Here is a 25,773-nt window from a genome sequence, read left to right as displayed (position 1 = left end):
GCTTGCGATGTACTGTCCTGTCTGTAGCAGACAACAGGAATCGCAGTCATGGAACGTAACAGGCACACTCCGCGTGCGCGTGGCGCGTCGGCAGGCCTTCAGCCGGCGGGACCGTTGGGCAAGATATTCGCCGCACTGATTGGTTCTATCCTGCTGGTGCTCGGCCTGATGTTTTCCGTCGTGATCATTGCGGTCGCGATCGCATTCGGCCTGATCATCTGGGGCTGGATCTGGTGGAAGACGCGTGCGCTGCGCCAGCAGATGCGCGCGCAGATGGAAGCCGGCATGGCGGCCGGAGCGGGCGCTTCGGCGACGTATTCCGACGGTGAAGGGGCACCATCCAGCGGACGCGTGATCGAGGGAGAGGTCATCCGCGCCGACGATCCGCCGCCGCCGGAGCGCTGATGGCACCCTTGCTTCTCTGGAGCGCCTGTTTCGGCGCTCGTTTTTCTTCAATTTCCGTCCGGAACAGTCCATGACAGAGTTCGTCCATCGCGTCGGCCTGGGTTTTCTCGCCGAGCCCTGGATTACCCGCATCATCATCATTCTGGCGGTTACGGCGGCGGCCAATCTGCTGGCCGAATTCCTGCTGCGTCACGTCCGTCGTGTCACGGTGCGCACGGTCACCGTATGGGATGACGCGCTGGTGGGCTGCGCCAGCCGGCCCATGCTGGTCGTGATCTGGCTCATCGGGCTGTCGCTGGCCGTTGACATCCTGCGACGCCACGTCGACGAACCCTTCCTTGAATATGTCGTGCCGTTGCGCAACATCGGCATCGTCATCTGCCTTGCCTGGTTCCTGCTGCGCTTCATCGGACGGGTCAGCGAAAACATCGTTGCCGCGCGACTGGTGCGCGGCGACGAGATCGATCGCACCACGGTCGATGCGCTGAGCAAGCTCGGCCGGCTGGTGGTGGTGGTGTCGGCGCTGCTGCTGTGCCTGCAGACGCTCGGGGTGAGCATCGCAGGGGTGCTGACGCTGGGTGGCATCGGCGGCATCGCGGTGGGTTTTGCCGCCAAGGACCTGCTGGCCAATTTCTTCGGCGGGCTGACCATCTACCTCGACCGGCCCTTCAGTGTCGGCGAATGGATACGCTCGCCCGACAAGGCGATCGAAGGCACCGTGGAGTACATCAGCTGGCGGCACACGCGCGTGCGCGCCTTCAACAAGAATCCGATCTACGTGCCGAATGCGCTGTTCACCACCATCGTGGTGGAAAACCCCTCGCGCATGACCAACCGGCGCATCCGCGAAGTGATCGGTGTGCGCTATGACGACCTGCCGAAGGTGGCCGCCATCGTCAGCGACATCCGGGCCATGCTGCAGGCACATCCCGACATCGACAACGCGCAGACGCTGATCGTCAATTTCACCGCCTTCGCCGCGTCGTCGCTCGACATCCTGATCTACACCTTCACCCGCACCACGGTGTGGACCGAGTACCACATGGTCAAGCAGGATGTACTGCTTGAGATCGCCGACATCGTTGCCCGGCACGGCGCGCAGATCGCCTTTCCGACGCAGACGCTGCATGTCGACCTGGAGCCGCCGCCGCCGGACGTCGCACGGGCTTGATCCGGATCAAGCAGGTTTTGAAGACGGGCTTTGAAGATATACATAGAATATATGTTAAAACCTGTCTTCAATACTCAATTCCCGGAGCCCGATCATGGCCACCCTGCTGTCGATACAGGAAGCGGAACAGCCCCTGGCCCCTGCGCCGTCGTGGGGCGCCTTTCTCGAACTCGGATTTCGCCCGGTCTATCTGGCCGGTGCGCTGTGGGCGCTGATCGCGGTCGGGCTGTGGATTTTTGCGCCGCACTGGCTGAGCGGCCCGCTTGCCGGGGTGGCCTGGCATGCACATGAAATGCTGTGGGGCTTCGTGGCCACCATTGCGGTCGGCTTCCTGATGACGGCCGGCGCCGCCTGGACCGGCATCAATCCGGTGCAGGGTCGCGCGCTGGCGATCCTGTGCGCGCTGTGGCTGGTCGCGCGGCTGGGCTTTCTCGCCGGTGCCGGGACACCGTTCCTGATCGCCACCCTCGCCGAACTGCTGTTCTTCACCCTGGCTGCCGCGGCGCTGCTGCGCGCCGTGGTCGTGTCGCGCAATGCGCGCAACTATGCCGTCCCCGTTCTGCTGCTGGCACTGGGCGTGTCCGATGCCCTGTTCCTGCTGGCCGCGCATGACGGCGACTACGCGCTGCTGATGCGCCAGTTCAATGCCGGCCTGCTGATCATGACGCTGATCGCCTTGCTGGTGGCGCGCCGGGTCATTCCGTTCTTCGCCATGCGCGCCGTGCCGGGCCTGCAGATTCCGATGCAGCTGCGCAGCGGCCACATCCAGCTTGGCGCCAGCGGCATCGCCGTTGCGTGCCTGCTGGCCGATCTGCCGATCGCACAGGCGCTGGCCCTAGCGGTGGCCGGCGTCCTGTCGCTGCAGCACTGGGTCAGCTGGAAGCCGCAGGCCGTGCTGCACAAGCCGCTGCTGTGGATACTGTATCTGGGCTACCTGTCGCTCGGCATCGGCCTGCTGCTCGCCGCGGCCTCCGTCGCGGGCGTCGGCGTGCGTCCGGCGCTGCACATTCACGTGATCGCGATGGGCGGCTTTTCGCTGCTCATCATCGGCATGATCACGCGCACCGCGCTCGGCCATCTCGGACGGCCGCTGGAAGCCGACCGCAGCATGGTCGCCAGCTACGCGCTGGTGATCGCGGCCACCGTGTTCAGACTGCTGGCACTGCAGCCGTCCGCCCTCGCCATCCACCTGCTGCATGTTGCCGCGTTCCTTTGGGTGGCGGCCTTCGCGCTCTATCTGTGGCGCTTCGTGCCGATGATGATCCGGCCGCGTGCCGATCGTCCGGCGCCAGCCGCCGCGCCGGTGGCCACGCCTGCGACCATCGTCCGCCCGGGGCGCTGAGTCATGCGCCTGACCACGATGACCGACTACGCGCTGCGCCTGCTGATGCACGTGGGTCAGCATCCGGACCGCCTGTGCACGATTGCCGAAGTCGCGCACGTGCATCAGGTGTCGGTGGCGCATCTGATGAAGGTGACCCACCAGCTCGGGCTGGCCGGCTGGATCGAAACCGTCCGCGGCAAGGGTGGCGGCATGCGGCTCGCGCACGCGCCGGAAGCGATCGGTCTCGGTGCGGTGGTGCGCAGCGTGGAACCCGACTTCAGACTGGTTGAATGCCTCGATGGCGGTGGTCACTGCCGGCTGCAGGGCGGTTGCCGCCTGGCCGGGATATTCGATGACGCCCTGCACGATTTCCTGGCCCGCCTGGACCGCCACACGCTGGCCGACATCCTGCCGCCGGGCGGGCCGCCTGCCGCGCCCGGGGTCGCCCCGCTGACATGGCAGAAGGTGTCGTGATGCCCACCGAAGAGACGCTGCGGGCCGCGCTGCACACGGTTGCGGACCCGGAACTCGTCGAAAGCATCGTCGAACTGGGGCTCGTCAAGTCGATTGCCATCGGTGAGGCGCGCGTCGACGTGGTGCTGATTCCGACCAGCGCGACCTGCCCGATGGGCGAGCTGATCATCGAAGATGCGACCTCGGCGCTGCGCGCGGTCTGCCCGCCGGGCTGGATTGTCCAGGTCGAGTTCGACTGGGATTGCGAGTGGCACCCCGGCCGCATGAGTCCTGCCCTGCGGGAGCGATTCGGATGGTGAGCGTGACGACGCCAGCGCTCTGGCGCACCGGCATCGCGGTCTGTGCGCTGCTCGCACTGTCGGGCATGCTGGTCGGCATCGCCACCGGGCTGGCACGTTTCGGCGTGCCGATACCGGCGGTGCCGGTCGCGCTGCACGGGGCGATGATGATCTGCGCCGTCTTCGGCACCGTCATATCGCTCGAGCGCGCGGTCGCGCTGCAGCGTCTGCCCGGCCTGCTGTCACCCCTGGCGGCGGGGCTCGGCGGGCTTGTCGCGTGGACGATCGGCTCGGTGGTCGCGGCACAGCTGCTCTGGGCCTTTGCCGCCGCGGTGCTGGTGCTGCTCTACATCCATGCCGGACGTAGCCGCGCGTGGTCGCTGCATCTCATGGTCGAAATGGCGGGTGCTGCGTGCTGGCTGATCGGCGTGCTCGTGTGGGCGGCGGGTGACCTGTCGGCTGCCGTCATCTGCTGGGTCGCCTTTCTCGTGCTGACCATCGCCGGAGAACGGCGCGAACTGATGCAGATGATCCGCCTTCCGCGCGTCGCCCGCGTTCTGTTCGGGCTGGCGGTGGCGATGGTGCTGCTGGCGGTCGTCCTGTCACCGCTCAGGGCAGGTCCGGCAGCGCTGCTGCTGTGGCTGGCCTGCGCGCTGCTCGCGCTGTGGCTGTTGCGTTGGGACATGGCGCCGCGCAAGTGGGCGGCACCCGGCTGGCCTGGCCATGTCGCTCAGTGCCTGACGGTCGGCTATGTGTGGTTGCTGGTCGGTGCGCTGCTCGGGCTCTACGGTGCTCTGTCGCCCGGTGCGCTGCCCGCGGCAGGTCTGCATGCAGTGCTGCTCGGCTTCGTGCTGGCCATGGTGTTCGGTCACGCGCCCATCATGCTGCCGGCGCTGCTGCGCCTGCGACCCGTGTATTCGGCCTGGGCGCGGGTGCCGCTGTGGCTGCTGGCGGCCAGCCTGCTGCTGCGCCTGGGCGCCAGCAGCGCCGGCGACCTGCCTGCGCTGGCGCTGGCCGGCGTCGGGCATGCGGTGGCCATCGTGCTGTTCGGCGTCGTCATGGTCGCAGCCGTCCGGCGCAAACTGTCATGATCCGGTCCGGGCGGCCCTGTCGCGTTCCCGTTGTTCCTTTCCTTCCCACACCATCTTGCGGAGACCTGCCTTGACAGCAACTTTCGACGGCCTGATCGCGGCCATGCGCGAAGAAACCGAACCGCAGCGACTGCTGATGGTATTCACCGTGGCCGAACTGCCTGACGATGCCTCGCCCGAGGAGCATGCGCGCTTCGAGGCGGGGCAGGGCGGCGCGCTGGTGCCCTATGTATGCGTGGACAAGACGCTCGACGAGTTGCCGGGCTTCGCCGCCCTGCTCGAAGAGACGGCGTCTTTCGATACGCAGTGGGCCATCGTGTTCGTGGCCGCGCTGGCAGGACGCGACGGCCGGGCGCCCGCCAGCGCGGATGCGGATGCGCCGCTGGAAAGCATGATCAGCGCGATCCGCACCGGCCGCCTCGACAAGCTGATCGCCTTCGACCGCACGGGTGAAGCCGTAGATGTCGGCTGAGCGAAATGCCGACACACCGGACGCATGGACCTGATCGATACCTATCCACTGACGCGACAGGCCCATATCGGACTGGTCATCGCCAGCGGAACGCTGTTCGCGCTGCGTGGTGTCGGCGTGCTGTCGGGCGCACGCTGGAGCATGCAGCGCAGCGTGCGCATCGCGAGCCAGATCATCGATTCCGGTCTGTTGATCGCCGCGATGTTGCTGCTCGCCATGCTGCAGCTGAATCCGTTCGTCGTGCCCTGGCTGGCGACCAAGCTCGCATTGCTGGTGGTCTACATCGTGCTGGGCAGCCTTGCGCTGAAGCGCGCGCGCAGCGCGCGGGCGCGCCTCGCGTGCTTCATCGCTGCGCTGCTGACCTTCGCCTTCATGCTGGGCGTGGCGCGCGCGCACCATCCGCTCGGGCTGCTGCACGGGGTATCGTGAGACCGGATCTGCTCGGGAGTTGAATGTGGATGCACAGACCGATCTGCCGGCCTGGCGGCGCACCGAAAGGCAGCGACTGATCGCCGCACGCGAAGGCTTGTCGGCCGAGCAGCGTGCCGCGCGCAATGGGGTGATCACCGCCTTGCTGGAACACGGATTCCCGGTGCTGCGCCGGCTGATCATCGGCTTCTGCTGGCCTTACCGCGGCGAATTCGATGCGCGCTTCGTGATCCGTACGCTGCGCAGCGCCGGCGCACGCGCTGCACTGCCCGACGTGGTGGCGCGCGCCACGCCGCTGGTGTTCCGCGAATGGTGGCCCGGCGTGGCCATGACGAAGCGGGTGTTCGACCTGCCGGTGCCGGACGGCACGGCTATCGTGCAGCCGCAGGCGCTGCTGATTCCGCTGGTCGGGTTCGACGCATGCGGCTACCGGCTCGGCTACGGCGGCGGATACTTCGACCGCACGCTGGCGGCGCAGGCCACTCAGCCACTCAGGATCGGTGTCGGCTTCGAGTCGTCGCGCATGCCGACCATCCATCCGCAGCCGCACGATGTGGCAATGGATTTCATCGTCACCGAAGCCGGCATTCATGTCGTCACGGCCGGCGGATTGCAGCGCATCGACGCGAGCGAAAGTGCGCGTTGTGCGCAGGCCCTCATCGAAGAACGTTTTCCCTGCTGACTTGCCATCGACTGTCATGAATCCTCTGATACCCCCGTCGCTGTCCGATCGTCTGCGTGCGCTGGCCGGGCAACTCGAATGCGGGCTGGTCGAACGCCGTGTCGTCGTTCGCCGCTGCCTGCTGACCGCGCTGGCCGGCGAGCACACCTTGCTGATCGGCCCGCCCGGTACGGCCAAGAGCGAACTGGCGCGCCGCCTGCGCAGTGCCTTCCGCGATGCGCGCTATTTCGAGCGCCTGCTGACCCGCTTCACCGTGCCCGAAGAGCTGTTCGGTCCGTTGTCGATCCGCGCGCTGGAAGAGGATCGCTACGAGCGGCACACCGCCGGTTTCCTGCCCGACGCGTCAATCGCCTTCATCGACGAGGTGTTCAAGGCGAACAGCGCCATCCTGAATGCCCTGCTGACTTTGCTCAACGAACGCGAATTCGACAACGGCGCCGGCCGCCAGCGCTGTCCGCTGGTCAGCGTGATCGGCGCCACCAACGATGTGCCCGAAGACGAGGTGGGCGAAGCCTTCTTCGACCGCTTCCTGACCCGCCTGCCGGTCGCGCCGGTCAGTGCCGACGGGTTTGCCGCGCTGCTCGACACCGGTTGCGCCGACCCCTGGTCGCTGGCGGATGACGCGCTGGCGCTGGCTGACGCAGACCTCGCCGCACTCGCGGCCGCTGCGCGCCAGGTGGCGCTGCCGGCCGGGGTCGTGGCGGTGCTGTCGGCACTGCGCACGCATCTCGCGGCGCAAGGCGGCTACGTGTCCGACCGGCGCTGGGTCAAGACGCTGTGGTTGCTGCGCGTGGCCGCTGCGAGCGAAAGGCGCACTGCCGTCGGCGCGTGGGACCTGCTGCTGCTGCCCGCCTGCGTCGCCCCGGATGCCGCGCGCCAGGGTGCCGTCGCCGACTGGCTGACCCACCACCTCGGCGTGCGCGAGGCCTGCGCACCGGCCCGCCTCACGCGCGTCGTGCAGGCTTTCGAAGCGCAGCTTGAAGCCGAACGGAAAGCCAATGATCTTGACTACGACGACGCCGGCCGGCTGCGTTTTTCCGCATCGGACATATCGGCCGGAATGACCAGCGATTTCGCGACCGACCTGGCGGAAAAGATCGGCGACGCCAAGGGCGGGGCCGGAGCGTTGCGCATGAGCTACAGCCGGCAGCGTCGTTACGGCCCTGCGCACATCGGTGCGCGGACCGCGCAGATCGATGACCTGCTCGTCCGCATCGCCGGCTATCAGACAGAACTGGACGCCGAACGCGCCAGTCTGGCCGACTGCCGGCGCACCACGCTCTGGCTGGACGACGCGGAACTGGCGCAGGTCGAGCGCCATCTCGCGGCGACCGCGTCCGCCCTCGCCGATCTCGCCGTCCGCGCCCGCGATGCCCAGCGCGGCTTCGAAAACCTGCCGCGCCTGCCGGCCGATGTCGCGACCGCGGTCGGCGACGCGGTACCGGAGCCGGTGCTGCACGAGCCGCTGATGTGAGCGCAGATCCGCAGCGTCTGTTCGCGGCACGCGAGGCGCGTCTGGCGGCGCTTGAAGCGCTGCCGCGCACGCTGTGGCTGTCCGGCCTGACGCATGCGCAGGGCATTCTGGAGCCGCGACTGGCCGCACTGGTCGCGCTGCGCGACGCACTGATCGATGGCCGTGTGCCGGCGTCCGATGCCTGGGGCTGGCCGTCACCCGACATCGTCGCGGCGTTGTGCGACACCTTCCGTACGCTCGATCTCGCCGCGTACTGCAGCGCGCGTCGGGAACTGACCGACACCGTCTTGCTGAGCCTGCTGTTCCATCTCGATTTCATCGACGACTATCGCGATCGTGGCGCCACGGCGGCGCGCGCCATCCGGATGGCCGTCGAGGCCTTCGAGTCCGACTGGCAGGACCGGCGCGGTCAGATGGACGAACTGATCGATGTCTTCGGCAAGCTGCCGGACGATGGCAAGAACGCGCGCTGGGACCTCATTCCCGGTCTGCTGCGCAGCGAGGGCTGGCGCGAGGTGGTGCGCATCCGCCGGCTGCTTGAACGACTGCCTGAACTGGCGCGATGCATCCGCCGGCTCGGGCGTGCCCAACCGGCGGACGAGATCGATGCCGCGCAGCGTGACCCGGTGACGGTGCTGGAGGACGCCATCGCACGTCGCACGGAATCGCGCAGCGTGCGCGTGCCCGACATGCCGGGCGAGACGCGCGGCATTCATCGCGCCGATCGCATTGCCCGCATGCTGCCCGCCGAAGCCGTGCTGCTCGGTCACCCGGTGCTGCGCCTCGTGTGGCACGCGCGCCGCGCCGAGCGCACGCTGCTCTGTTACGAAGACGACGACCGGCTGCACGAGGTGCATCAGCTCGATGCGCCGGTGCTGCAGGCGCGCCCCGACCTGCAAGCCGATCGCCGGCTCGAAATGGGCCCGCTGCTGGTGTGTGTCGATACGTCCGGTTCGATGCAGGGTGGCGCCGGTCAGGTCGCCAAGGCAGTGGTGCTCGAAGCGGTGCGCACCGCGCATGACCAGGGTCGCGCCTGCCACGTGTTCGCCTTCGGCGGTCCGGACGAGGTAGTGGAACTGGACGTCGCCGTCGATGCGTCGGGCATCGAGCGGCTGATCCATTTTCTCGGCCAGGGCTTTCGCGGTGGCACCGACATCTGCGGCCCGCTCGACCGCGCCCTCGCGCGGCTGGAACAGCAGGCCTGGCAACGGGCCGACCTGCTGATCGCGTCCGACGGCGAATTCGGCGCCACGCCCGAACTGGTCGCGCGGCTCGACGCAGCCAAGGCGGCGCTCGGCCTGCGCGCGCAGGGCGTGCTGATCGGCGACCGCGAAACCATCGGCTTGCTCGAAGTGGCGGACGACATCCATCCGGTGCGCGACTGGCGTCGCTACGGCGACGATGCCCACGCCCACGGCAGCGGCGACTCGCCGCTGCACACCCACCGCCTCACCGCACTGTATTTCCCGGGCGCCTTGCGCACGCCGGAAAACCGCGACGCCACGGTCAGCGGCGAAGCGGCCTCGTCCGCGGTACGCGCCGGGCTGCGCCGCGATCAGGTGCAGCCCGGATCCATCCAGAAACCCGACCCGGCCGACACACCATGAGCTTCGCCACCGATTACCTCGCACAGATCGAAACCATCGCGGCTCGCATGTCGTTGCCGCGCGTGCGCGCGCTGCACCTGCCGCTGGCGCGTCCCGACGAACCGTGTCGCGATGGTGCAAGTGGTCATGCTCGTGGCGAGTTCTGCGCGCTCGAACTGGACGACGGCAGCATCGGCTTGTCGTATGTACTGCTCGACGATACGCTGGAGCGCCTGCGCAACGGCCCCGGCCTCACCGACCTGAAAGGCGCCGACGCACTCGCGCTGGCGCGTCGCTACGTGAGCGGGCAGGGCGTGGACCGCACCCTGGGCTTCGTCTGCGCCAACGCCATCACCCGCTGCCTGTACGACCGCGCCGGCTACCGGCCGGACGGCAGCAGCGATTCCATCGGCCGGATGGATCCGCAGCCGGATGAAGCCATCGGCATGATCGGCCTGTTCGGCCCGCTGGTGGAGCGCATCGTCGCCGCCGGCGCCCGGCTCACCGTGATCGAACTGGACGAGCGCGCCGTCGGCGAGCGCGAAGGCTGGCGCGTCACCACCGACGCCACAGCGCTGGAATCCTGCGGCAAGGTGCTGTCCACCAGCACGCTGCTGCTCAACGACACGCTCGACCGCATGCTCGCCCACTGCCACGCCGCCCGCTGGTTCGCCATGGTCGGCCCCAGCGCCGGCTGCCTGCCCGACGCCCTCTTCGCGCGCGGTGTCACCCTGCTCGGCGGCAGCTGGGTCGAGGATAGTGCGGCCTTCATCGAAGGGCTCACATCGGGTGACAAGGACAACCGGAAGGGGCGCAAGGCGACCAGCAAGTTCGCGCTGACGGCCGATGCCTATCCGGGGTTTGACGCGTTGCTGGAGCGGGCAGCGGGCTGATGCTCGCCCAGGCGCTCCAGGCGCACCGAAGTTGCCGTCCGCCCGACTTCGTTGGCCGTCGTCCCTGTTAGACTCGCGCGATCCGTGCTTGCGGGCAGTTATGACAGACGACAGGAATGAGCAGCGCCGATAACAATCCCATCCTGAACTCGCCCTACGACGAGCCAGCCCGACATTACGCGACCGACAACGGCGGCAACCTGAATTACCGGGATGTCCGCAAGGGAAGGCGCCTGTTCGTGCCCGATGTACCGCAGGTGCCGCTTGGGCAGCAGCCGCAGGGCAGCATGTTCGACCTGAATGATTTCCAGGCTGAGTACGGAACGCATCTGGTCAATCGGCTGAGAGACGAGGTACGCCGCTGGCGCCAGTCCGGCTATCAAGGTACGACCAGCCGCGTGACCCGCGACCTGCTCGATTTCTGGTTTTGCAACCCGGAACGTCAAGCTCACCAGAGCCTGTTCTTTGCCCAGCGCGAAGCGGTCGAAACCGCCATCTGGCTCAACGAGCAGGCTGCGCTGTGCAATGCGGGCAACCGCACGCTGAAGGAGTTGCGCGATGTGCACGTCGATCAATCCGACGGCCTTCACCGCATCGCATTCAAGATGGCGACCGGCAGCGGCAAGACCGTGGTCATGGCCTGCCTCGTGCTGTATCACTTCCTGAATCGGCGCGAGTATCGCAACGACACCCGCTTTGCCGACTACTTTCTGGTGCTGGCACCGGGTATCACCATCCGTGACCGGCTGTCGGTGCTGTTTCCCGACGCTGGCGATCTGCGCCCTCACGAAGCGCACGACTACTACCGTGCCCGTCATCTGGTGCCGCCCGCTTACGAGGGCGCGTTGCACGAACTCGCTCACCGGCTGGTCGTGACCAACTATCACGACTTCCTGCCGCGGGTGCTGTCCGGTAACAAGCGCGCACCCACCGACGGCAAGATCGGTCTGGACGGCAGCAAGACCGAAGCACGCGAGGACGCGGCGCTGGTGGTGCGCCGTGTACTCAAGGGCTTCAAGGCCGGGCGGCGCATTCTCGTCATCAATGACGAGGCGCATCATTGCTATCTGCCGCGCGCCAGGGGCAAGGACACCGAACTGGACAATTCGGAAACCGAAAACGCGCGTGCCGCCGTGTGGTTCTCGGGTGTGCGCGCCGTGGCGCAGCGATTCAAACTTCAGGCGGTCTATGACCTTTCGGCCACGCCCTATTACCTGTCGGGCTCCGGCTACACCGCGTATTCGCTGTTCCCCTGGGTGGTCAGCGACTTTGGCCTGATCGAAGCCATCGAGGCGGGTCTGGTCAAGATTCCCTACCTGCCGGTCGAAGACAGCAGTCACGCCATCGACGAACCGGTGCTGCGCAATCTTTACGAGAACTGCCGCGACCAGTTGCCGAAGAAGGGCGCGCGCGGGCAGCGCAAGGCGGAGAAGGGCAAGGCGGGCGAACCTGCTGCACCGGGGGTCGGCGAAGCCGAACCGAATCTGCCGCCGCTCGTGCGCTCGGCGCTGGAGCAGTTCTATCGCCACTACGCCGACTACGACGAAGGGCTGAGAAAGAAGGGCGAGCAGCGCGTCGACCTGTTCTCGGAACCGCCCGTGTTCATCGTCGTCTGCAGCAACACCCAGGTGTCGCGCGAAGTGTTCAAGCACATCGCCGGTTATGAAACCGTGGATGACAGCGGTGAGCCCTATGTCGTACCGGGCCGCCTCGATCTGTTCTCCAATTTCGATCCGGTCACCCGCCTGCCGCGCAGCCGTCCGCCAACGTTGCTCATCGACAGCGACGCGCTGGAACATTCCGGCCAGATCGACGACAGCTTCCGCAAGATATTCGCGCCCGAGATCGAGCGCTTCAAGCGCGACTACCGGCTGCGTCATCCGGAGCGCAGCGTCGAGCTGCTGACCGACGGCGACCTGCTGCGCGAGGTCGTGAACACCGTCGGCAAGCCGGATGCGCTTGGCAGCCACATCCGTTGCGTGGTCAGCGTATCCATGCTCACCGAAGGCTGGGACGCCAACACCGTCACCCATGTCATGGGGTTGCGCGCCTTCGGTTCGCAACTGCTGTGCGAACAGGTGGCCGGGCGCGCGCTGCGCAGGCGCCAGTACTTCATCGATCCGAAGACCGGAAAGTTTCCGCCGGAGTACGCCCACATCATCGGTGTGCCGTTCAAGCTCTACCAGGGCGGCGATGCCGCCTATGCCGAACCGCCCGAATACGCCACGTTGCGCGCGCTGCCCGAGCGCGGCGAACTGGAAATTCGTTTTCCCAACCTGATCGGCTATCGCGTCGAGACCGAACCGGCAAGGCTTCGCGCCGATTTTTCCGCAGTGCCGAAGTTCGGCATCGACACCACGAAACTGCCGGTGCAGAGCATCCTGGGTACCGCGGTCTCCGGCGACCAGCAGGCACTCGAACTGCGGGTAGACGAACTGCGCGACCAGCAGGTGGTGTTCGACCTCGTCCGCATCTTCATGCGCGGCATGGCCGACGATGCGCCCGGTCGCGCCGACCTGCGCGTGTTCAGTGCGGTGCGTGCCATCGTGCAGCATTGGTACGACGAGGTGCTCACCGTCATCGGCGAGGCGGATGCGAAGTGGAAACGTCTGGTCATCCACGAAAACCCGGTTGCCATCGTCGAGAGCATCAACCGCGGCATCATTGCCCATGCAGCCGAACGCGAGCGCGTGCTGCCGCTGCTCAACCACTACAACCCGACCGGCAGCACGGCCAACGTATTCGGCCACACCGCGAAGCCCACCTATCCGGGGCGCAAGAGCCACGTCAATCTGGTGGTGGCCGACACCGACCTGTGGGAACAGGTGGCGGCCAAGCATCTCGACCGCATCAAGGAAGTCGAGAGCTACGTCAAGAACGCCTTTCTCGGCTTCGTCATTCCTTATGTGCAGGATGGCAAGGAACACAAATACCTGCCCGACTACATCGTGCGGCTGCGCACGCCCAAGTTGCGGCGGGCGAACCTCATTCTCGAAATCACCGGCTTCAACAAGGACAAGGCGATCAAGCGCTGGTATGTGCGCGAGCGCTGGCTGCCCGCGGTGAACAACGCCCGCGTCAAGCTCGGTCTGCCCCCGTGGTATTTCGAGGAGGTCGAGGACATCGATAACCTCAAGCCCCAGCTTGAAGCCGCCATCCGCCGCATCGTTGCGGAAGTCGATGCGGCACCGGACAGCGTGGGCGAGGCGCTCGATCTGCTCGCCCGCCTGCCGGCCGATTTCTATGTCGAGGGCCGCGAGGACAGGCCCGTCTTTGAACAGCGAGAGCCCTTCGAATGAGTGCCACACCGCGTTACCTGCTCGATACCAATATCTGCATCGCCTACAAGAAGCAGCGGCTGGGTGTTCCTGAACGCATAAGGGCGCTGTCAGCCGGTGAAGCCGCCATGTCGGTCGTCACCTGGGGCGAACTGGTGCTCGGTGCCGAGAAGTCGCAACATCGCGCCGCGAGCTTCGACATCCTGAAGCGCATACGCGAAATCATCCCGGTGCTTGGCATGGACGACGACACCGGCAGCCACTACGGCGCCATCCGCGGCACGCTCGAAAAGCAGGGCACGATCATCGGCCCGAACGATCTGTGGATTGCCGCGCATGCCCGCGCGCATGGCCTGAACCTCGTCACCAACAATACCCGCGAGTTCCAGCGTGTGCCCGATCTGGCACTTGAAGACTGGACCCGGCCCGATCCCGCCACGGAAGCACCATGAGCGACGACAAGAAGATAGACAGCCTCAAGCACCGGCGCGATACGCGGCGCCGCATTCCGTCGCGCGAGGAAGCCGGCATGGAAGACGCCGCGCCCGACGCGAAGCGTGGCAAGGCCGACTACCCGCTGAACCCGGTCGTGCATCGCGGGCAGGACCCGGAACTGTTCTGGCTCGGCAAGTACGGCGACGACGACCGCGACGACGTACTGAGCACCGACATCCGCTCGCTCTACCGCGTCGAGCACATCGGCCCGGAAAAGCTCATCCAGCGCCTGTACAGGCTCAAGGTCGAGGAAAGCGCGCAGTCCGGCCTGTTCGCACCCAGCGTGGACGAACTGTTCAACAACTACACCGACGTCGATGAACTCGACAAGCCCACCTACTACTACAAGCAGGCGGACAAATGGAGCAACCGCCTGATCCAGGGCGACAGCCTGCTGGTGATGGCCAGTCTGCTGGAACGCGAAGGCATGCGCGGTGCCGTGCAGACGATCTACATCGACCCGCCCTACGGTATTAAGTATGGTTCGAATTGGCAGCTTCGGTTAGATGAACCAAACATGCCGGACAATGACCCTGATGATTCGTTGACAGGGGAGCCGGAGGTTATTCGAGCGTTCCGCGATACTTGGGAATATGGCATTCATTCGTATTTGTCCTATTTGCACCAGCGTCTTCTATTGGCGCGGGATCTGCTGAATCCATCGGGTTCTGTTTTTGTTCAGATTTCATCTGAAAACGTACATCTCGCCAGGGGGCTGCTTGATGAGGTGTTTGGTTCGTCGTGCTTCGTTGCTGAAATTCTCGTGAAGAAAAAGGGGTTTCAGAAGGGTGATTATATTCAGCCGGTAAATGATTTTGTCTTGTGGTACGGACGGGAGCCAAAAGACGAAGGGCGGATTAAATTTAGGCCGTTTTATACTCGCAGGGAAATTGATTCGGATGCGCTTGGTGAATTCAAGTTTTTCGAATTAGAGGATGGTTCAATTTACAAGGTGTCAAATGCTCTGACTCCGGGAGGTGAGTGGTTTGATTACAGGCTAAGTCCTAAGAGGCTGAATCTGGATTATCCGAGAGCGCGGCTATTTCGCGCAAACCCTATGACTAGTGGTGGTGAGCGAAAAAACCAGAGCTTGCCCTTCGTTCTAGACGGAAAAGAATATTCTCCGGGTAAAGGAAACTGCTGGAAGACAACGGTTCGTTCGGATGATGGACGTAAGCCTGGGATGACCCGTCTTCAGGAACTCGGACGACTTATTGGAGGGGCAGGGCAACTTCGGTTTAAATCATATTTTGATGATTTTGGATTTAATCGAATTTCTAATTGGTGGGATGGGCTGGGTGGAGCAAGTGATCCCGTTTATGTCGTTCAAACCAACGAGGAAATCATAAAACGTTGCATCCTCATGACATCCGACCCCGGCGACCTCGTACTTGATCCGACCTGCGGTTCGGGCACGACCGCCCATGTGGCCGAACAGTGGGGCCGTCGCTGGATCACCATCGATACCTCGCGCGTGGCGCTGAACATCGCCAAGACCCGGCTCATGACGGCCACCTATCCGTGGTACACGCTGGCCGACGAGAAGAACGGCGTGGCTCGCGCCGACTGGGATGTGCGCCACGGCTTCGACTACAAGACCGTGCAGCGGGTGACGCTGGGTTCGCTCGCCAACGACGAACCGCCGGAAACCGTCACGCTGTTCGACCAGCCAGCGCTGGACAGGAAGAAATTGCGCGTGGCCGGGCCGTTCACCGTGGAAACGCTGCAGGCCTGGGAGCCGCTGTCGCCGGATGCGGTCGAGGACGCCAGCCTGGATCACGAACAGCTTGAGGTTTTCCAGGCGCGCATTTTCGAGCATCTGAAGTCGGCCGGCGTGAAGAACGGCGCGCGCAACGAAAACGCGGTGTTCGTGCGCATCGATGCGCTCGCCGGCAGCGATCTGCATGCCGAAGGTTATTACGAAGGCGCCGGCGGCGAACAGAAAGCCTATCTGCACATCGGTCCGCAGTTCGCGCCGGTGAGTAAGTTGGCGGTCAATGCCGCGGTGAAGGCCTGCCGCCAGCGTGGCGATGCGCAGTGGCTGATCCTGCTCGGTTTCGCCTTCGAAAGCGATGTCGAGAACTCCACGCAGAACCAGCGCGCCGGCAGTTTCGAAGTGACCAAGGTGCGCATGCACGACGATCTGCTGCAGGCCGGCCTGACCAAGAAGGACAGGAAGGCCGCCAGCTTCGTCACCATAGGCGAGCCGGACATCGCCATCGAGCGCGACGGCGACCACGCCATCGTGGAAATACGCGGCCTGGACATTTACGACCCGGTGCGCGACGAAGTGCGTCCCCGCTCGGTGGCTGACATCGCCTACTGGATGCTCGATGACGACTACGACGGCGCCAGCTTCATGGTGCGCCAGGTGTTCTTCTGCGGCGGCGACCGCGACGAGTTCGACAGATGGAAGAAGGGCCTGTCCGATCTTGCGAAGTCAGGCACGAAGAAAAAGGTCGAGCGCACGCTGAAGATCGAACTCGACGACGACGTGTTCGACCGCCTGTACGGTCACCGTTCGCACCCTCTCCCCTGGCGCAAGGGCAAGCGCGTGGCGGTGCGTGTGGTCAGCCAGTTCGGCGAGGAAAGTACCAAGGTGCTGGTGCTCTAGAACTGCCAGAGCACCGTCGTGCGGTCTTCGGTAATTTTGGCGGGGATGGCCTGCAGGGTGGCGAAGTGACGAATGAAAACGCTTACACGACACTCGCCTCAACAAGCTCGCCTGCGCCTCCTGCGTTAAAGCAGCCGGGATCTGTCCGCATTCAAGCTGGCTGCCCATGCCTTTACGTCCGGATGGCTCACGCCCTTGCCGGCCTCGACGTCCGCCATGGCGTCGAGCGTCAGACGGTAGCGGTCGGCTTCCCGTTCGACGTAGGCGGCGAGGGCTTGCTTCACCCCCCAGCTGCGTGAACGCTCTAGACGCGCCGCGAGATGGTCAACCTGTTCGGCCAGCGTCACGGGCAGGTGGGCGGTCATTACGCGGGTGTCGGCTGAAGACATGAATCGCTCCCAATCATTTTCAATCAAGGTAGTGTGATCCAGCGGCCCTGTCCACCTGGCTCGTCAGCGGGAACGGGGCGCCCCGTATCGCCATGTGCTGCAGGCTGTCGGAGCAATGCAAAGCACGAAAGCAGTCAGACACAGGGCGCACGATGCGCTGCGGCGTGACGGCTGCCCGGACCTGGCTGAGCTCCCGAAGCGAGCGGTGTGTTCCGGTTCAGTGACGCGCGCCGCGTGGTCGATCAGCCGCGTTCAGCGCGCGCTGCCGTTACCCTGAGTCATCCCCGGCAGACTGAGCCGGCCTTCCTCGCTGAAACGCACGGTGCCGAAGGCGCCGCCAGCGAGTTTGCCGCGCAGCGCGAAGGGCAGGTTTTCCAGCGTGCTGCCCTCAGTCATGCCGAGCGCCTGGCGCAGGGCCGACAGGGCCGATACCGTGACCGGCACGCTGATGACCGTTTCGCCGAAGCGCGGCACGCTGCCTCTGGCGTCGCTGACGCCGGTTGCGAATGACCGGTTGTTCACGTCGAGTTCGAGTGCGAGGCCGTCGTAGTCGATCACGCTGTCATTCGGGTTCTGCACCCGCAGCTTGACGGCAAAGCGCAATTCGAAGCCTTCGCCCTGCAGCGGCTCGACGCCGACCAGATTGACCCGGACCGGATCGCGCGCGGTGAGACCTGCGCAGCCGGTCAGCGCGCACAGCAGCGCAAGGCCGAGCGTGACGAGGAGCAGGCGTAGCGAGAGGGCCGGAGTAAGGTGCGGCGACATGGGTGGGGAAAGAATGGCAGGCACGCGGGTCACCTCGGTGTTGATCGATGAGGGTGGGGCGTAAACGGACCAGGGCCTGTGGATGCTCAATCATTGTCTACACGATCAAGCATCTACAGGCCCCGGGCGATCTTGCGGTCGCTCCATTCACGCTGCAGGCGCAAGCGGGTCAGCCACCCGCTTGCGACGTTCAGGTGCGCGGTTCGGCGACGAAGATTTCGACCCGGCGGTTCTGTGCGCGACCCTGTTCGCTGCCGTTGTCGGCCACCGGTTCGCGCGAGCCGCGGCCATCGATGATGATGCGGTTCTGCGCGACGCCGCGGTCGGTCAGGTACTGGCGGGTGCTGGCGGCGCGGTTCACCGACAGCGGATTGTTCACCGCGTCGCTGCCGGTGCTGTCGGTGTGGCCGATGATGCGGACTTCAGTATTCGGGTTCGCGTTGAGCGTCTGCGCGAAGCGTTCGAGCACCGGGCGGAAGTTCGACTTGATGTCGGCGCGGCCGACATCGAATGAAATATCGCTCGGGATTTCCAGCTTCAGCTGGTTGTCGGCGGTCTGTACGACGGCGACGCCGGTGCCGGCCGTGGCCTGTTCCATCGTCCGCTTCTGTTCTTCCATCCGGTTCGACCAGATGTAGGTGCCGATGCCGCCGACCGCTGCGCCGAGCAAGGCGCCGGTGCGCGTCGCGCCGCCGCTTCCGCCGAGTGAGCTGCCCAGTGCTGCGCCGGCGGCTGCGCCGACACCGGTGCCGATGGCCGTGCGCTGCTGCGTTTCCGACAGGTTTGCGCAACCGGTGGCCACAAGGGCACCGATCGAAATGAGTGCGAGGGTTTTCTTCATGATGTTGTTTCCGGGTGAACCGCCGTGTTCTCAAGGTCGTCGGGGTGACGACCATTCAGACGCTTGCCTGATGCGTTCAGGATCGGCCGCGGCTGCATGTCTCCAGCCGCGTGCGACAAGTCAGTGTGGCAGACGAGACGCCCCGAGACGGTGCGCCAGCACACGCAGTAACAAATGAGACACCGTGCCTGTTCGCGGGCACTGGCTCCGCAGCCAGGCTGTTTCTTCCTTGTCATCGGGCTGCCTGTGATTCGCCTGCGGCCATCGGGCAGTGCATCGCCTCATTGATCCGCGTCATGTATCCGGGCGTACCGACGGACCATCATTGGTCTGCGACCTTCTGTCGCAACGTACTTGAATCGTGGGTCGGCGCAGTCGTCAAAAGGGGAGCGCGTACGTGGACTTCAAGGACTACTACCAGACACTGGGCGTCGCGCGCGACGCCAGCGCGGACGACATCAAGAAGGCCTTCCGCAAGCTGGCGCGCAAGTACCACCCGGACGTGAGCAAGGAGCCGGGCGCGGAAGCGCGCATGAAGGACATCAACGAAGCCAACGCGGTGCTGTCCGACCCGGAAAAGCGCGCGCTCTACGATCAGATGGGCAGCGGGCATCAGCCGGGCCAGCCCTTCCAGCCGCAGCCGGGCTGGGACAGCAATTTCGAGTTCTCCGGCGCCGACGCGGCGGACAGCAGCGATTTCTTCGCCAGCCTGTTCGGTCGTGCCGGCGGTGCGCGCCGTTCGGGGGCTTACCGCATGCGCGGCGAGGATCACCACGCGAAGGTGGAGATCGGGCTGCAGGACGCCTATCGGGGCGCGAGCAGAACGATCAGCCTGCGCCGGCCGCGCGTCGATGAACACGGTCAGGTCGTGCTCGAGGATCACACGCTCGACGTGCGCATTCCCAAGGGCGTGAAGGAAGGCCAGCACATCCGCCTGAGCGGGCAGGGAGCGCCCGGCGAAGGCGGCGCACCGGCGGGCGATCTTTACCTCGAGATTCGCTTCACCCCCGACGCCCGCTATCGCGTCGACGGCCGGGACGTCCATGAAACCGTACCGGTCACGCCGTGGGAGGCCGCGCTGGGCGGACCGATAGACGTGCCGACGCCGTCGGGCGCGGTGACGCTGACGGTGCCGGCGGGGTCGCAGACGGGCCGCAAGCTGCGCCTGAAGTCGCGCGGCATTCCGGGTGATCCGCCGGGCGATCTGTACGTCGTGCTCGAAGTGGTGCTGCCGCCGGCCGACAATGACGCCGCACGCCGCCTTTACGAAACCATGGCACGCGACCTGCACTTCGATCCGCGCCGCACAGCAGGAGCCTGAGCGATGACACACGACGACATCCTGACCGGCGAACTGCTCGATGACGCACGCCTCACCCTCGACGAACTGGCGCGGGCCTGCGCAGCCGAACCCGGTTGGATCATCGAGCGCGTCGAAGCCGGTTACCTGTGCCGCATGGACGCCGGACAACCCGAGGCGTGGCGCTTCGCCAGCGCGGAGCTGGTGCGCGCCCGACAGCTGCGTGCGATGGAGCGCGACTTCGATGCCAACCCCGAACTGGCCGCGCTGGTGGTGGACCTGATCGAAGAGGTCAGGCTGCTCAGGCAGCAGCTCTCGCGCACACGGCGATGAGGGCGACGCCATGGCGATGAAACTGCTGTCCGGCGCGACGCGCTATCTGTTCTTCACCGGCAAGGGCGGCGTGGGCAAGACTTCGCTGTCCACGGCAACGGCGATCGCGCTGGCCGATGCCGGCCGGCGCGTGCTGCTGGTCAGCACCGATGCGGCGTCCAATCTCGATGAAATGCTCGGTGTGCTGTTGAGCAACCAGGCCACGCCGGTGCCCGGCGCACCCGGCCTGTCGGTGCTCAACATCGACCCGGATGCCGCAGCAGAATCGTATCGTCAGCGGGTGCAGGACCGGATGGCGCCTGACACGACCGATGCCGAACGCGCCACCGTGCGCGAACAGCTGTCCGGTGCGTGCACGACCGAAATCGCCGCGTTCGACGAGTTTTCCGGCCTGCTCGCAGGTGCCGCCGACGGCTTCGATCATGTCGTGTTCGACACCGCGCCCACCGGCCACACCTTGCGACTGCTCAGCCTGCCGAAGGCGTGGAGCGGTTTCCTGCGCGGTAACGACCGGGGGGCATCGTGTCTCGGCCCGCACTCCGGACTGAAGATGCAGGAAGCGCGCTTCAACACCGCGCTGGCCACGCTGAGCGATGCCGGCCAGACCACGGTGGTGCTGGTGACGCGGCCCGACCACGGCGCCATCGGCGAGGCGGCGCGCACCTCGGACGAATTGCGCACGCTCGGTCTGGGCAACCAGCGACTGGTGATCAACGGCCTGTTCCGGGCGACTGATCCAGGTGACAAGGTGGCGGCCGCCATCGAAGCGCTGGGGCGCCAGGCGCTGCGCGACATGCCGGACAGCCTGCGCGCGCTGGCGCAGGACGTGGTGCCGCTGCGCGCGTTCGACACCGTCGGCCTGCCGGCACTGCGCGCGCTGCTGTCCGACACGCCGGCGCTTCCGACGCAAGCGGCACGGACTGTGGCCGATCTGGTGGCCGATCGGCCGCCGCCCGCCGACTATCTGGCAAAGCTGGTCGATGAACTGGCCGCCGGCGATCGCGGACTCATCATGGTGATGGGCAAGGGCGGCGTCGGCAAGACCACGATTGCCGCCGCGCTGGCACTGGGTCTGGTGCAGCGGGGCAAGTCGGTGCATCTGAGCACGACCGATCCGGCTGCGCATCTGGCGGCGACACTCGGCACCGGGGTGCCCGGGCTGAAGGTGGATCGCATCGACCCGGTGGCGGAGACGCGACGCTATGTCGACAAGATCATGGCGGCACGCTCGCCCGGGCTGGACGAACAGGAACGTGCGCTGCTGCAGGAAGACCTGCGTTCGCCATGTACCGAGGAGGTGGCCGTCTTTCATGCGTTTTCACGCATCGTCGCCGTGGCGCGCAGCGCATTCGTTGTGCTGGACACCGCACCGACCGGGCATTCGCTGCTGCTGATGGATGCCACCGGCGCCTACCACCGGCAGACCGTGCGCGAATACGAAGGCCGCACGAGCGCGCACTTCGTTACGCCGCTGATGCGCCTGCAGGATGCGACCTACACCCGCATCATTCTGGTCACGCTGCCCGAGGTGACGCCGGTGTCGCAGGCCGCCGCGCTGCAGGACGATCTGCGCCGCGCGCAGATCGAACCCCTTGCCTGGGTGGTCAACAAGTCGATTCTCGCGGCAGGCACCCGTGACCCGCTGCTGTCCGCGCGCCTCGACGGAGAACGCGCGCAGATGGCGCGCATTGCCGCCGGTCTGGCGCGGCATACCTACGTGGTGCCGTGGGTGACCGAAGCGCCGGTCGGTGTGGCCGCGCTGTCTGCACTGCTCGGTGCCGCGGTCCGCACTACTGCGGCGTGAGTTCGATCTTCGGAATGTCGAAGCCCTTTGCAGCCAGTCGTTCGAGCAGCGCCTGATAGCGTACCGGATCGACGCGCGGCGTTTTCGACAGCACCCACAGGTAGTCGCGGCCGGGTTCGCTGACGGCGGCAAGCTGATAGTCGGCGTCGATGTCGATCACCCAGTAGTCGCCCCACAGGAAGGGGATGAAGGACAGCCAGGCCGGCGCGAAGCTCACCTTCAGCCGGGCCGAGGCTGGGCCGCCCTGTTGCAGCGCCGTGCCCTTGGCTTCGTCGAATTCGTCATCGGCCAGCCGGCAGCGGTTCAGCACCTTCAGGCTGCCGTCGCTGTCGAGCGCATAGTCGGCCGTCACCTGGCCGACGCATTTGCGCTGGAACCAGTTGGGATACCGTGCGATTTCGTGCCAGGTGCCGAGGTAACGCTGTACGTCCAGCGTGTCGACGGCGGTCAGCGGGGCGGTGGATGCTGCGCGGTTCTGTGAGTTCGGACTGGTGGACGGGCGATCCTGCGCACTGGCTCCGCCGCATGCCAGGCAGGCGGACACAGCGAGCATGGACAGCAGACGAGCATTCATGAGGTGGTTTCCGGCTGTGCGCACGGCGGCCGCCATCGTCCGGAGAGGCGGCCGCGTCAGCTGCATCAGCGGCGGATGCCGCCTTCTTCCAGCACGAAATACTGCGGCTTCATGGCGGTCAGCGGATCGCGCAGCTTTGCGATTTCCGCCGCCGGTGCGTGGACTTCGAGCTTGATCAGGTAGGCGATCGCGAGGGCTTCCTGCAGCAGCCCGCCGACGTTTTCGAGGTGATGCAGGATGGCCTCTGCGTTGTCATAGCCTTCGCGGCAGTGCGCGGTGCAGCCGCTGAATGAAAATGCGTAATGCACGCAGCCCGGTTCGCTGCGCGTGCGCTCTACAAAGCGCTTGCCGAGCGCCTTGAATTCATCGACCTTGTCGGCCGGCACATCGAAGTAGGGGACAAGGGTGCACACGGTGTCTTGGTTCATGTCTGTTTCCTCCTGAAATTCGAAATCTGCACGATATGGCTCATGCTCGCTGCCGCAACCCGCCCGTCGGGTCGCGGAGTGGCCGGAGTATGCCTGAGCCGGGCAGCATCGGGCAGCGCCCGGCGGCCACGACGTTGCGCCACGCGTGCGCGACGGCGGCTGAGGCCGGTGCAGCCTGTCGGGATTTTTGACATCACCGCTGCGCCTGCATGTCATTTCCAAGAAAAAACAACGATATGTCCGGATGGTCCCGAATTTGCTCGCAGCCTGCGTCGAGTGACCGATTCCCGAAAGGCTGACGCAATGAAACTGCTTGCCCTGACCGTGGCTTCCGCGATGCTGAGTGCAGCATCGCTGGCGCACGCCGCTGCACCGGCTGCTGTGGCGACCTGGAATTTCAACAACACGCTGTCCGCAGACGAAGCAGGCAAGCCGGCGCTCTCCGCCATCGATCCGCTGTCGGCCAGCGGTTTCGTGATGGACACGGTGTTCGGCGAAACGCGCTGGGTGTATCGCTTTGATGGCGACGCCATGCCCAGCCAGCAGGCGGGGCTGTTCGTCGACACCAGCGGCCTGCTCGATGCCGACGACGCCTACTCGGTCGACATCGTGTTCCAGTTCGAAGCCGATGACGCAAGCTGGGAAAACATCTTCGGTGTGTCCAACCGGCAGAGCGACAATGCGCTCTACATCGATCCGGGCCAGCGCCTGGAGGTGTGGCCCAGCGGCGACGGCCCGACGCCCTTCACCTACGGCGAGTACCACCGCGTCACGCTGACCAACAACGGCAACGACACGGTGACCGGCTATATGGACGGCATCTTCCAGTTCACGCTGAGTTCGACTTCGCTGAACTTCAGCGCCTACGCGGCGGCAAACCCGTCACGCCTGATCCACTTCTTCGCCGACAACCTGGTGGGGGGCGGCCAGGGCGAATTCGCCGACGGGCGCGTGGCGTCGATCCGGCTGTACGACATCGAGCTCGACGGCGATCAGGTCGGCGAACTGCCGCCGCTGCCGGCAGTGCCGGAACCGTCGGCCGTCGCGCTGATGCTGGCGGGCCTCGGCGTGATCGCGGCAGCTGCCCGCCGTCGCGAATGGTGTTGAACACGTATTCCGCCTCCAGCCCCGCGCGTTCGACGAACAGCGCCGGCTTGTGGCCGTGATAATAGTCGGCGCAGGTTGAATGGCCGCAGCTTGATGCAGGGCCGGGTCGGCGAGGTCGAAGGGTGGGTCGGGCGCAGAGACGGCTGTATCGCCGCGCGGGCGTTGTCTCACAGCGATTTACCGATGCGCGACGCCAGGCCGGCAGCACTTTCCGCCAGCCTTGTCGTACGGATTCGGTGAACCGGCTTCGGGTCTCCCACCATCTGACCGGAGACTGTGTCGCAGAGCAACCGTGTTGGCGGTGATGACGATCGCGTTGGGCATCGCTGCGCTCACTCCAACCTGCCTGCTGCACCGGGCGCAGGCACGGCACGGTCTTGTGGCGAGCGCAGCGATGCCCAACAGGGTCCCTCCGCCGCGCCCGCCGGAGACCCGGTTCAGCTGCGTTTGCCGGGGCGCAGGTGGCGAAAGCCGGCAGGCGCGTGCGACACGATGGAGGAGGCGACCAGCAGCAGCCAGAAGATGGCGGCGGCCAGCTGGGGCAGCACGATCATGGCGGCTACGCCTGCCAGCTTGAGCGGGATGAACAGGCCGGCCAGTTCGAGCGCATGGCGCGGCTTGCTCCACACTTCGATACCGTACAGGCCGATGCCGGTCACCAGCATCAGTGCGGCCGCTGCGGGCCGGTATGCGTCGTGATCACCGAGCAGTGCGGCGCCGACCAGTACGACGCCGATCAGATGCACCGAACGCAGCGCGACCAGCAGCCAGCGGCGGCCGGGAAAGTCGCGCCGGTTGCTGGGCGTGAAGTCGTGGGGCAGGTCGTTGATCGCCATGGCGCGAGTATGACCGAGCGCCGGGCTCACCATGCATCCACCGGGCTGATGGCGTCGCCCGCGAAAGGCAGGAAAGGGCCGGTACCGCTGTGTGCGGCGCTGGACGCCGGCACGAAGGCGCCCTGGTGCACGTCGAACACATGCACTTCGCCTTCCTCGATCACGTAATGCCAGCCATGCAGCGCGAGCTGCCCGGCGTCGACCTGCCGGCGCACCATCGGGTAGTCCATCAGCCGTTCCAGCTGCAGCACGACCGCGCGTTGCTCGGTGCGGCGCAGCGCCTCGTCGGTGAGCTGCACCGGCAGCACCGCCTCGCGGCCGAGGTCGAGCCAGGCGGCCAGGTTGGGTGCTGTGTCGGGGTCGACACCTTCGTACAGCGCGCGCACGCCGCCGCAGTGGCTGTGACCGCACACGATGATGTGCGCCACCTTCAGGTTCAGGACCGCATATTCGATGGCCGCAGTGGTGCCGTGGAAACCGGCCAGCTGTCCATGCTGGGCGCGGATGTCGTAGGGCGGCACGAAGGCGCCGACATTGCGCACGATGAACAGCTCGCCCGGTCCGGTGCCGGTCAGCAGATAGGGCACGAGGCGCGAGTCCGAACAGCCGATGAACAGGATGGTCGGGTGCTGCCCGTCGCGCACCAGATCCTGGAAACGCTCCCGCGCGCCGGGAAAGGTGTGGTCGTGAAAGCGCTGCAGGCGGGCCAGCAACTCGTCGGGCATGTCGG

The 25,773-nt window shown here is 65.9% G+C and carries 26 protein-coding genes; 19 read left to right on the top strand and 7 right to left on the bottom strand.

The genetic code is table 11. The features are described 5' to 3' along the window. The first annotated feature begins 114 nt into the window (after positions 1-114). From BSY238_RS06425 to BSY238_RS18010, 15 genes are all read left to right on the top strand, one after another. Positions 115-405, top strand: a complete 291-nt coding sequence (locus BSY238_RS06425; protein WP_223300296.1) for a hypothetical protein — start codon at positions 115-117, stop codon at positions 403-405. Positions 406-475: 70 nt separating this feature from the next. Beyond that, positions 476-1,576, top strand: coding sequence for a mechanosensitive ion channel family protein (locus BSY238_RS06420; protein ID WP_069038404.1), 1,101 nt, complete (start codon positions 476-478; stop codon positions 1,574-1,576). Positions 1,577-1,670: 94 nt separating this feature from the next. After that, positions 1,671-2,918, top strand: coding sequence for an NnrS family protein (locus BSY238_RS06415; protein WP_069038403.1), 1,248 nt, complete (start codon positions 1,671-1,673; stop codon positions 2,916-2,918). Between the two features lie 3 nt (positions 2,919-2,921). Beyond that, entirely contained in the window at positions 2,922-3,374 is a 453-nt protein-coding gene (locus tag BSY238_RS06410; RefSeq protein WP_069038402.1) for an RrF2 family transcriptional regulator, read from the top strand. Next, on the top strand, positions 3,374-3,673 hold the full coding sequence (locus BSY238_RS06405; RefSeq protein WP_069040505.1) for a metal-sulfur cluster assembly factor: 300 nt from the start codon (positions 3,374-3,376) through the stop codon (positions 3,671-3,673). The genes BSY238_RS06410 and BSY238_RS06405 overlap by 1 nt, the downstream gene beginning before the upstream one ends. Further along, on the top strand, positions 3,667-4,743 hold the full coding sequence (locus tag BSY238_RS06400; protein WP_069038401.1) for a hypothetical protein: 1,077 nt from the start codon (positions 3,667-3,669) through the stop codon (positions 4,741-4,743). Before BSY238_RS06405 ends, BSY238_RS06400 begins: the two co-directional genes overlap by 7 nt. A gap of 70 nt (positions 4,744-4,813) precedes the next feature. Next, positions 4,814-5,215 carry a ribonucleotide reductase subunit alpha gene (locus BSY238_RS06395; RefSeq protein ID WP_223300295.1) on the top strand — a complete coding sequence of 134 codons (402 nt, stop codon included), beginning with the start codon at positions 4,814-4,816 and terminating at the stop codon, positions 5,213-5,215. A 24-nt stretch (positions 5,216-5,239) separates the two neighbouring features. Further along, on the top strand, positions 5,240-5,644 hold the full coding sequence (locus tag BSY238_RS06390) for a SirB2 family protein (protein ID WP_150123891.1): 405 nt from the start codon (positions 5,240-5,242) through the stop codon (positions 5,642-5,644). Positions 5,645-5,669: 25 nt separating this feature from the next. Further along, the gene (locus BSY238_RS06385) at positions 5,670-6,326 is read left to right on the top strand and encodes a 5-formyltetrahydrofolate cyclo-ligase (RefSeq protein WP_069040502.1); all 657 of its coding nucleotides are present in this window, start codon (positions 5,670-5,672) and stop codon (positions 6,324-6,326) included. A 16-nt stretch (positions 6,327-6,342) separates the two neighbouring features. Next, positions 6,343-7,800, top strand: a complete 1,458-nt coding sequence (locus BSY238_RS06380) for an AAA family ATPase (protein ID WP_069038400.1) — start codon at positions 6,343-6,345, stop codon at positions 7,798-7,800. Further along, entirely contained in the window at positions 7,797-9,407 is a 1,611-nt protein-coding gene (locus BSY238_RS06375) for a VWA domain-containing protein (RefSeq protein ID WP_069038399.1), read from the top strand. The genes BSY238_RS06380 and BSY238_RS06375 overlap by 4 nt, the downstream gene beginning before the upstream one ends. After that, a complete protein-coding gene (locus BSY238_RS06370; protein WP_069038398.1) occupies positions 9,404-10,279 on the top strand; it encodes a Rossmann-like domain-containing protein in 876 nt (291 codons plus the stop codon). Before BSY238_RS06375 ends, BSY238_RS06370 begins: the two co-directional genes overlap by 4 nt. Positions 10,280-10,395: 116 nt before the next feature. Beyond that, on the top strand, positions 10,396-13,578 hold the full coding sequence (locus tag BSY238_RS06365) for a BPTD_3080 family restriction endonuclease (protein WP_069038397.1): 3,183 nt from the start codon (positions 10,396-10,398) through the stop codon (positions 13,576-13,578). Beyond that, positions 13,575-14,009, top strand: a complete 435-nt coding sequence (locus BSY238_RS06360) for a type II toxin-antitoxin system VapC family toxin (RefSeq protein ID WP_069038396.1) — start codon at positions 13,575-13,577, stop codon at positions 14,007-14,009. The genes BSY238_RS06365 and BSY238_RS06360 overlap by 4 nt, the downstream gene beginning before the upstream one ends. Then, positions 14,006-16,666 (top strand): site-specific DNA-methyltransferase, encoded by a 2,661-nt coding sequence (locus tag BSY238_RS18010; RefSeq protein ID WP_083223943.1) that lies wholly within the window; start codon positions 14,006-14,008, stop codon positions 16,664-16,666. Before BSY238_RS06360 ends, BSY238_RS18010 begins: the two co-directional genes overlap by 4 nt. Positions 16,667-16,791: 125 nt before the next feature. Here BSY238_RS18010 and BSY238_RS06350 read toward each other — a convergent pair whose 3' ends face one another. From BSY238_RS06350 to BSY238_RS06340, 3 genes are all read right to left on the bottom strand, one after another. Next, entirely contained in the window at positions 16,792-17,055 is a 264-nt protein-coding gene (locus BSY238_RS06350) for a CopG family ribbon-helix-helix protein (protein ID WP_069038394.1), read from the bottom strand. 252 nt (positions 17,056-17,307) lie between these two features. After that, the gene (locus tag BSY238_RS06345; RefSeq protein WP_223300294.1) at positions 17,308-17,844 is read right to left on the bottom strand and encodes an LEA type 2 family protein; all 537 of its coding nucleotides are present in this window, start codon (positions 17,842-17,844) and stop codon (positions 17,308-17,310) included. Between the two features lie 166 nt (positions 17,845-18,010). After that, positions 18,011-18,661, bottom strand: coding sequence for an OmpA family protein (locus BSY238_RS06340; protein ID WP_069038392.1), 651 nt, complete (start codon positions 18,659-18,661; stop codon positions 18,011-18,013). Between the two features lie 397 nt (positions 18,662-19,058). On the opposite strand from BSY238_RS06340, the gene BSY238_RS06335 reads away from it, so the two are divergent. Genes BSY238_RS06335 through arsA form a run of 3 tightly spaced genes read left to right on the top strand, consistent with a single transcriptional unit; the run spans position 19,059 to position 22,098 of the window. After that, positions 19,059-19,982, top strand: a complete 924-nt coding sequence (locus BSY238_RS06335; RefSeq protein ID WP_069038391.1) for a DnaJ C-terminal domain-containing protein — start codon at positions 19,059-19,061, stop codon at positions 19,980-19,982. A 3-nt stretch (positions 19,983-19,985) separates the two neighbouring features. Next, complete coding sequence (locus BSY238_RS06330) at positions 19,986-20,294, top strand: chaperone modulator CbpM (protein WP_069038390.1); 309 nt, start codon at positions 19,986-19,988, stop codon at positions 20,292-20,294. Between the two features lie 10 nt (positions 20,295-20,304). Beyond that, complete coding sequence (arsA, locus tag BSY238_RS06325; RefSeq protein WP_069038389.1) at positions 20,305-22,098, top strand: arsenical pump-driving ATPase; 1,794 nt, start codon at positions 20,305-20,307, stop codon at positions 22,096-22,098. Here the strand turns inward: arsA and BSY238_RS06320 are convergent. Further along, a complete protein-coding gene (locus BSY238_RS06320; protein ID WP_069040501.1) occupies positions 22,085-22,672 on the bottom strand; it encodes a lipocalin family protein in 588 nt (195 codons plus the stop codon). The genes arsA and BSY238_RS06320 overlap by 14 nt on opposite strands. Positions 22,673-22,737: 65 nt before the next feature. Then, the gene (locus tag BSY238_RS06315) at positions 22,738-23,100 is read right to left on the bottom strand and encodes a putative quinol monooxygenase (protein ID WP_069038388.1); all 363 of its coding nucleotides are present in this window, start codon (positions 23,098-23,100) and stop codon (positions 22,738-22,740) included. 303 nt (positions 23,101-23,403) lie between these two features. On the opposite strand from BSY238_RS06315, the gene BSY238_RS06310 reads away from it, so the two are divergent. Continuing rightward, positions 23,404-24,207, top strand: a complete 804-nt coding sequence (locus BSY238_RS06310; RefSeq protein ID WP_069038387.1) for a PEP-CTERM sorting domain-containing protein — start codon at positions 23,404-23,406, stop codon at positions 24,205-24,207. A gap of 437 nt (positions 24,208-24,644) precedes the next feature. Here BSY238_RS06310 and BSY238_RS06305 read toward each other — a convergent pair whose 3' ends face one another. Next, a complete protein-coding gene (locus tag BSY238_RS06305; protein ID WP_223300293.1) occupies positions 24,645-25,076 on the bottom strand; it encodes a hypothetical protein in 432 nt (143 codons plus the stop codon). Continuing rightward, positions 25,070-25,768, bottom strand: a complete 699-nt coding sequence (locus BSY238_RS06300; RefSeq protein ID WP_069038386.1) for a carbonic anhydrase — start codon at positions 25,766-25,768, stop codon at positions 25,070-25,072. The genes BSY238_RS06305 and BSY238_RS06300 overlap by 7 nt, the downstream gene beginning before the upstream one ends. Positions 25,769-25,773 lie beyond the last annotated feature (5 nt).

It is taken from the genome of Methyloversatilis sp. RAC08 (genome assembly GCF_001713355.1).
In the GTDB taxonomy this organism is placed as follows: Bacteria; Pseudomonadota; Gammaproteobacteria; order Burkholderiales; family Rhodocyclaceae; genus Methyloversatilis.
This window is presented reverse-complemented; position numbering and strand designations above follow the sequence as displayed.

Bases quoted from the DNA above. Each gene is read 5' to 3' on its own strand.
- BSY238_RS06340 (WP_069038392.1), bottom strand. From the start codon at position 18,661: ATGAAGAAAACCCTCGCACTCATTTCGATCGGTGCCCTTGTGGCCACC.
- BSY238_RS06400 (WP_069038401.1), top strand. From the start codon at position 3,667: ATGGTGAGCGTGACGACGCCAGCGCTCTGGCGCACCGGCATCGCGGTC.
- BSY238_RS06330 (WP_069038390.1), top strand. From the start codon at position 19,986: ATGACACACGACGACATCCTGACCGGCGAACTGCTCGATGACGCACGC.
- BSY238_RS06305 (WP_223300293.1), bottom strand. From the start codon at position 25,076: ATGGTGAGCCCGGCGCTCGGTCATACTCGCGCCATGGCGATCAACGAC.
- BSY238_RS06315 (WP_069038388.1), bottom strand. From the start codon at position 23,100: ATGAACCAAGACACCGTGTGCACCCTTGTCCCCTACTTCGATGTGCCG.
- BSY238_RS06420 (WP_069038404.1), top strand. From the start codon at position 476: ATGACAGAGTTCGTCCATCGCGTCGGCCTGGGTTTTCTCGCCGAGCCC.
- BSY238_RS06300 (WP_069038386.1), bottom strand. From the start codon at position 25,768: ATGCCCGACGAGTTGCTGGCCCGCCTGCAGCGCTTTCACGACCACACC.
- BSY238_RS06410 (WP_069038402.1), top strand. From the start codon at position 2,922: ATGCGCCTGACCACGATGACCGACTACGCGCTGCGCCTGCTGATGCAC.
- BSY238_RS06365 (WP_069038397.1), top strand. From the start codon at position 10,396: ATGAGCAGCGCCGATAACAATCCCATCCTGAACTCGCCCTACGACGAG.
- BSY238_RS06380 (WP_069038400.1), top strand. From the start codon at position 6,343: ATGAATCCTCTGATACCCCCGTCGCTGTCCGATCGTCTGCGTGCGCTG.
- BSY238_RS06370 (WP_069038398.1), top strand. From the start codon at position 9,404: ATGAGCTTCGCCACCGATTACCTCGCACAGATCGAAACCATCGCGGCT.
- BSY238_RS06350 (WP_069038394.1), bottom strand. From the start codon at position 17,055: ATGTCTTCAGCCGACACCCGCGTAATGACCGCCCACCTGCCCGTGACG.
- BSY238_RS06310 (WP_069038387.1), top strand. From the start codon at position 23,404: ATGAAACTGCTTGCCCTGACCGTGGCTTCCGCGATGCTGAGTGCAGCA.
- BSY238_RS06320 (WP_069040501.1), bottom strand. From the start codon at position 22,672: ATGAATGCTCGTCTGCTGTCCATGCTCGCTGTGTCCGCCTGCCTGGCA.
- BSY238_RS06415 (WP_069038403.1), top strand. From the start codon at position 1,671: ATGGCCACCCTGCTGTCGATACAGGAAGCGGAACAGCCCCTGGCCCCT.
- arsA (WP_069038389.1), top strand. From the start codon at position 20,305: ATGGCGATGAAACTGCTGTCCGGCGCGACGCGCTATCTGTTCTTCACC.
- BSY238_RS18010 (WP_083223943.1), top strand. From the start codon at position 14,006: ATGAGCGACGACAAGAAGATAGACAGCCTCAAGCACCGGCGCGATACG.
- BSY238_RS06390 (WP_150123891.1), top strand. From the start codon at position 5,240: ATGGACCTGATCGATACCTATCCACTGACGCGACAGGCCCATATCGGA.
- BSY238_RS06360 (WP_069038396.1), top strand. From the start codon at position 13,575: ATGAGTGCCACACCGCGTTACCTGCTCGATACCAATATCTGCATCGCC.
- BSY238_RS06405 (WP_069040505.1), top strand. From the start codon at position 3,374: ATGCCCACCGAAGAGACGCTGCGGGCCGCGCTGCACACGGTTGCGGAC.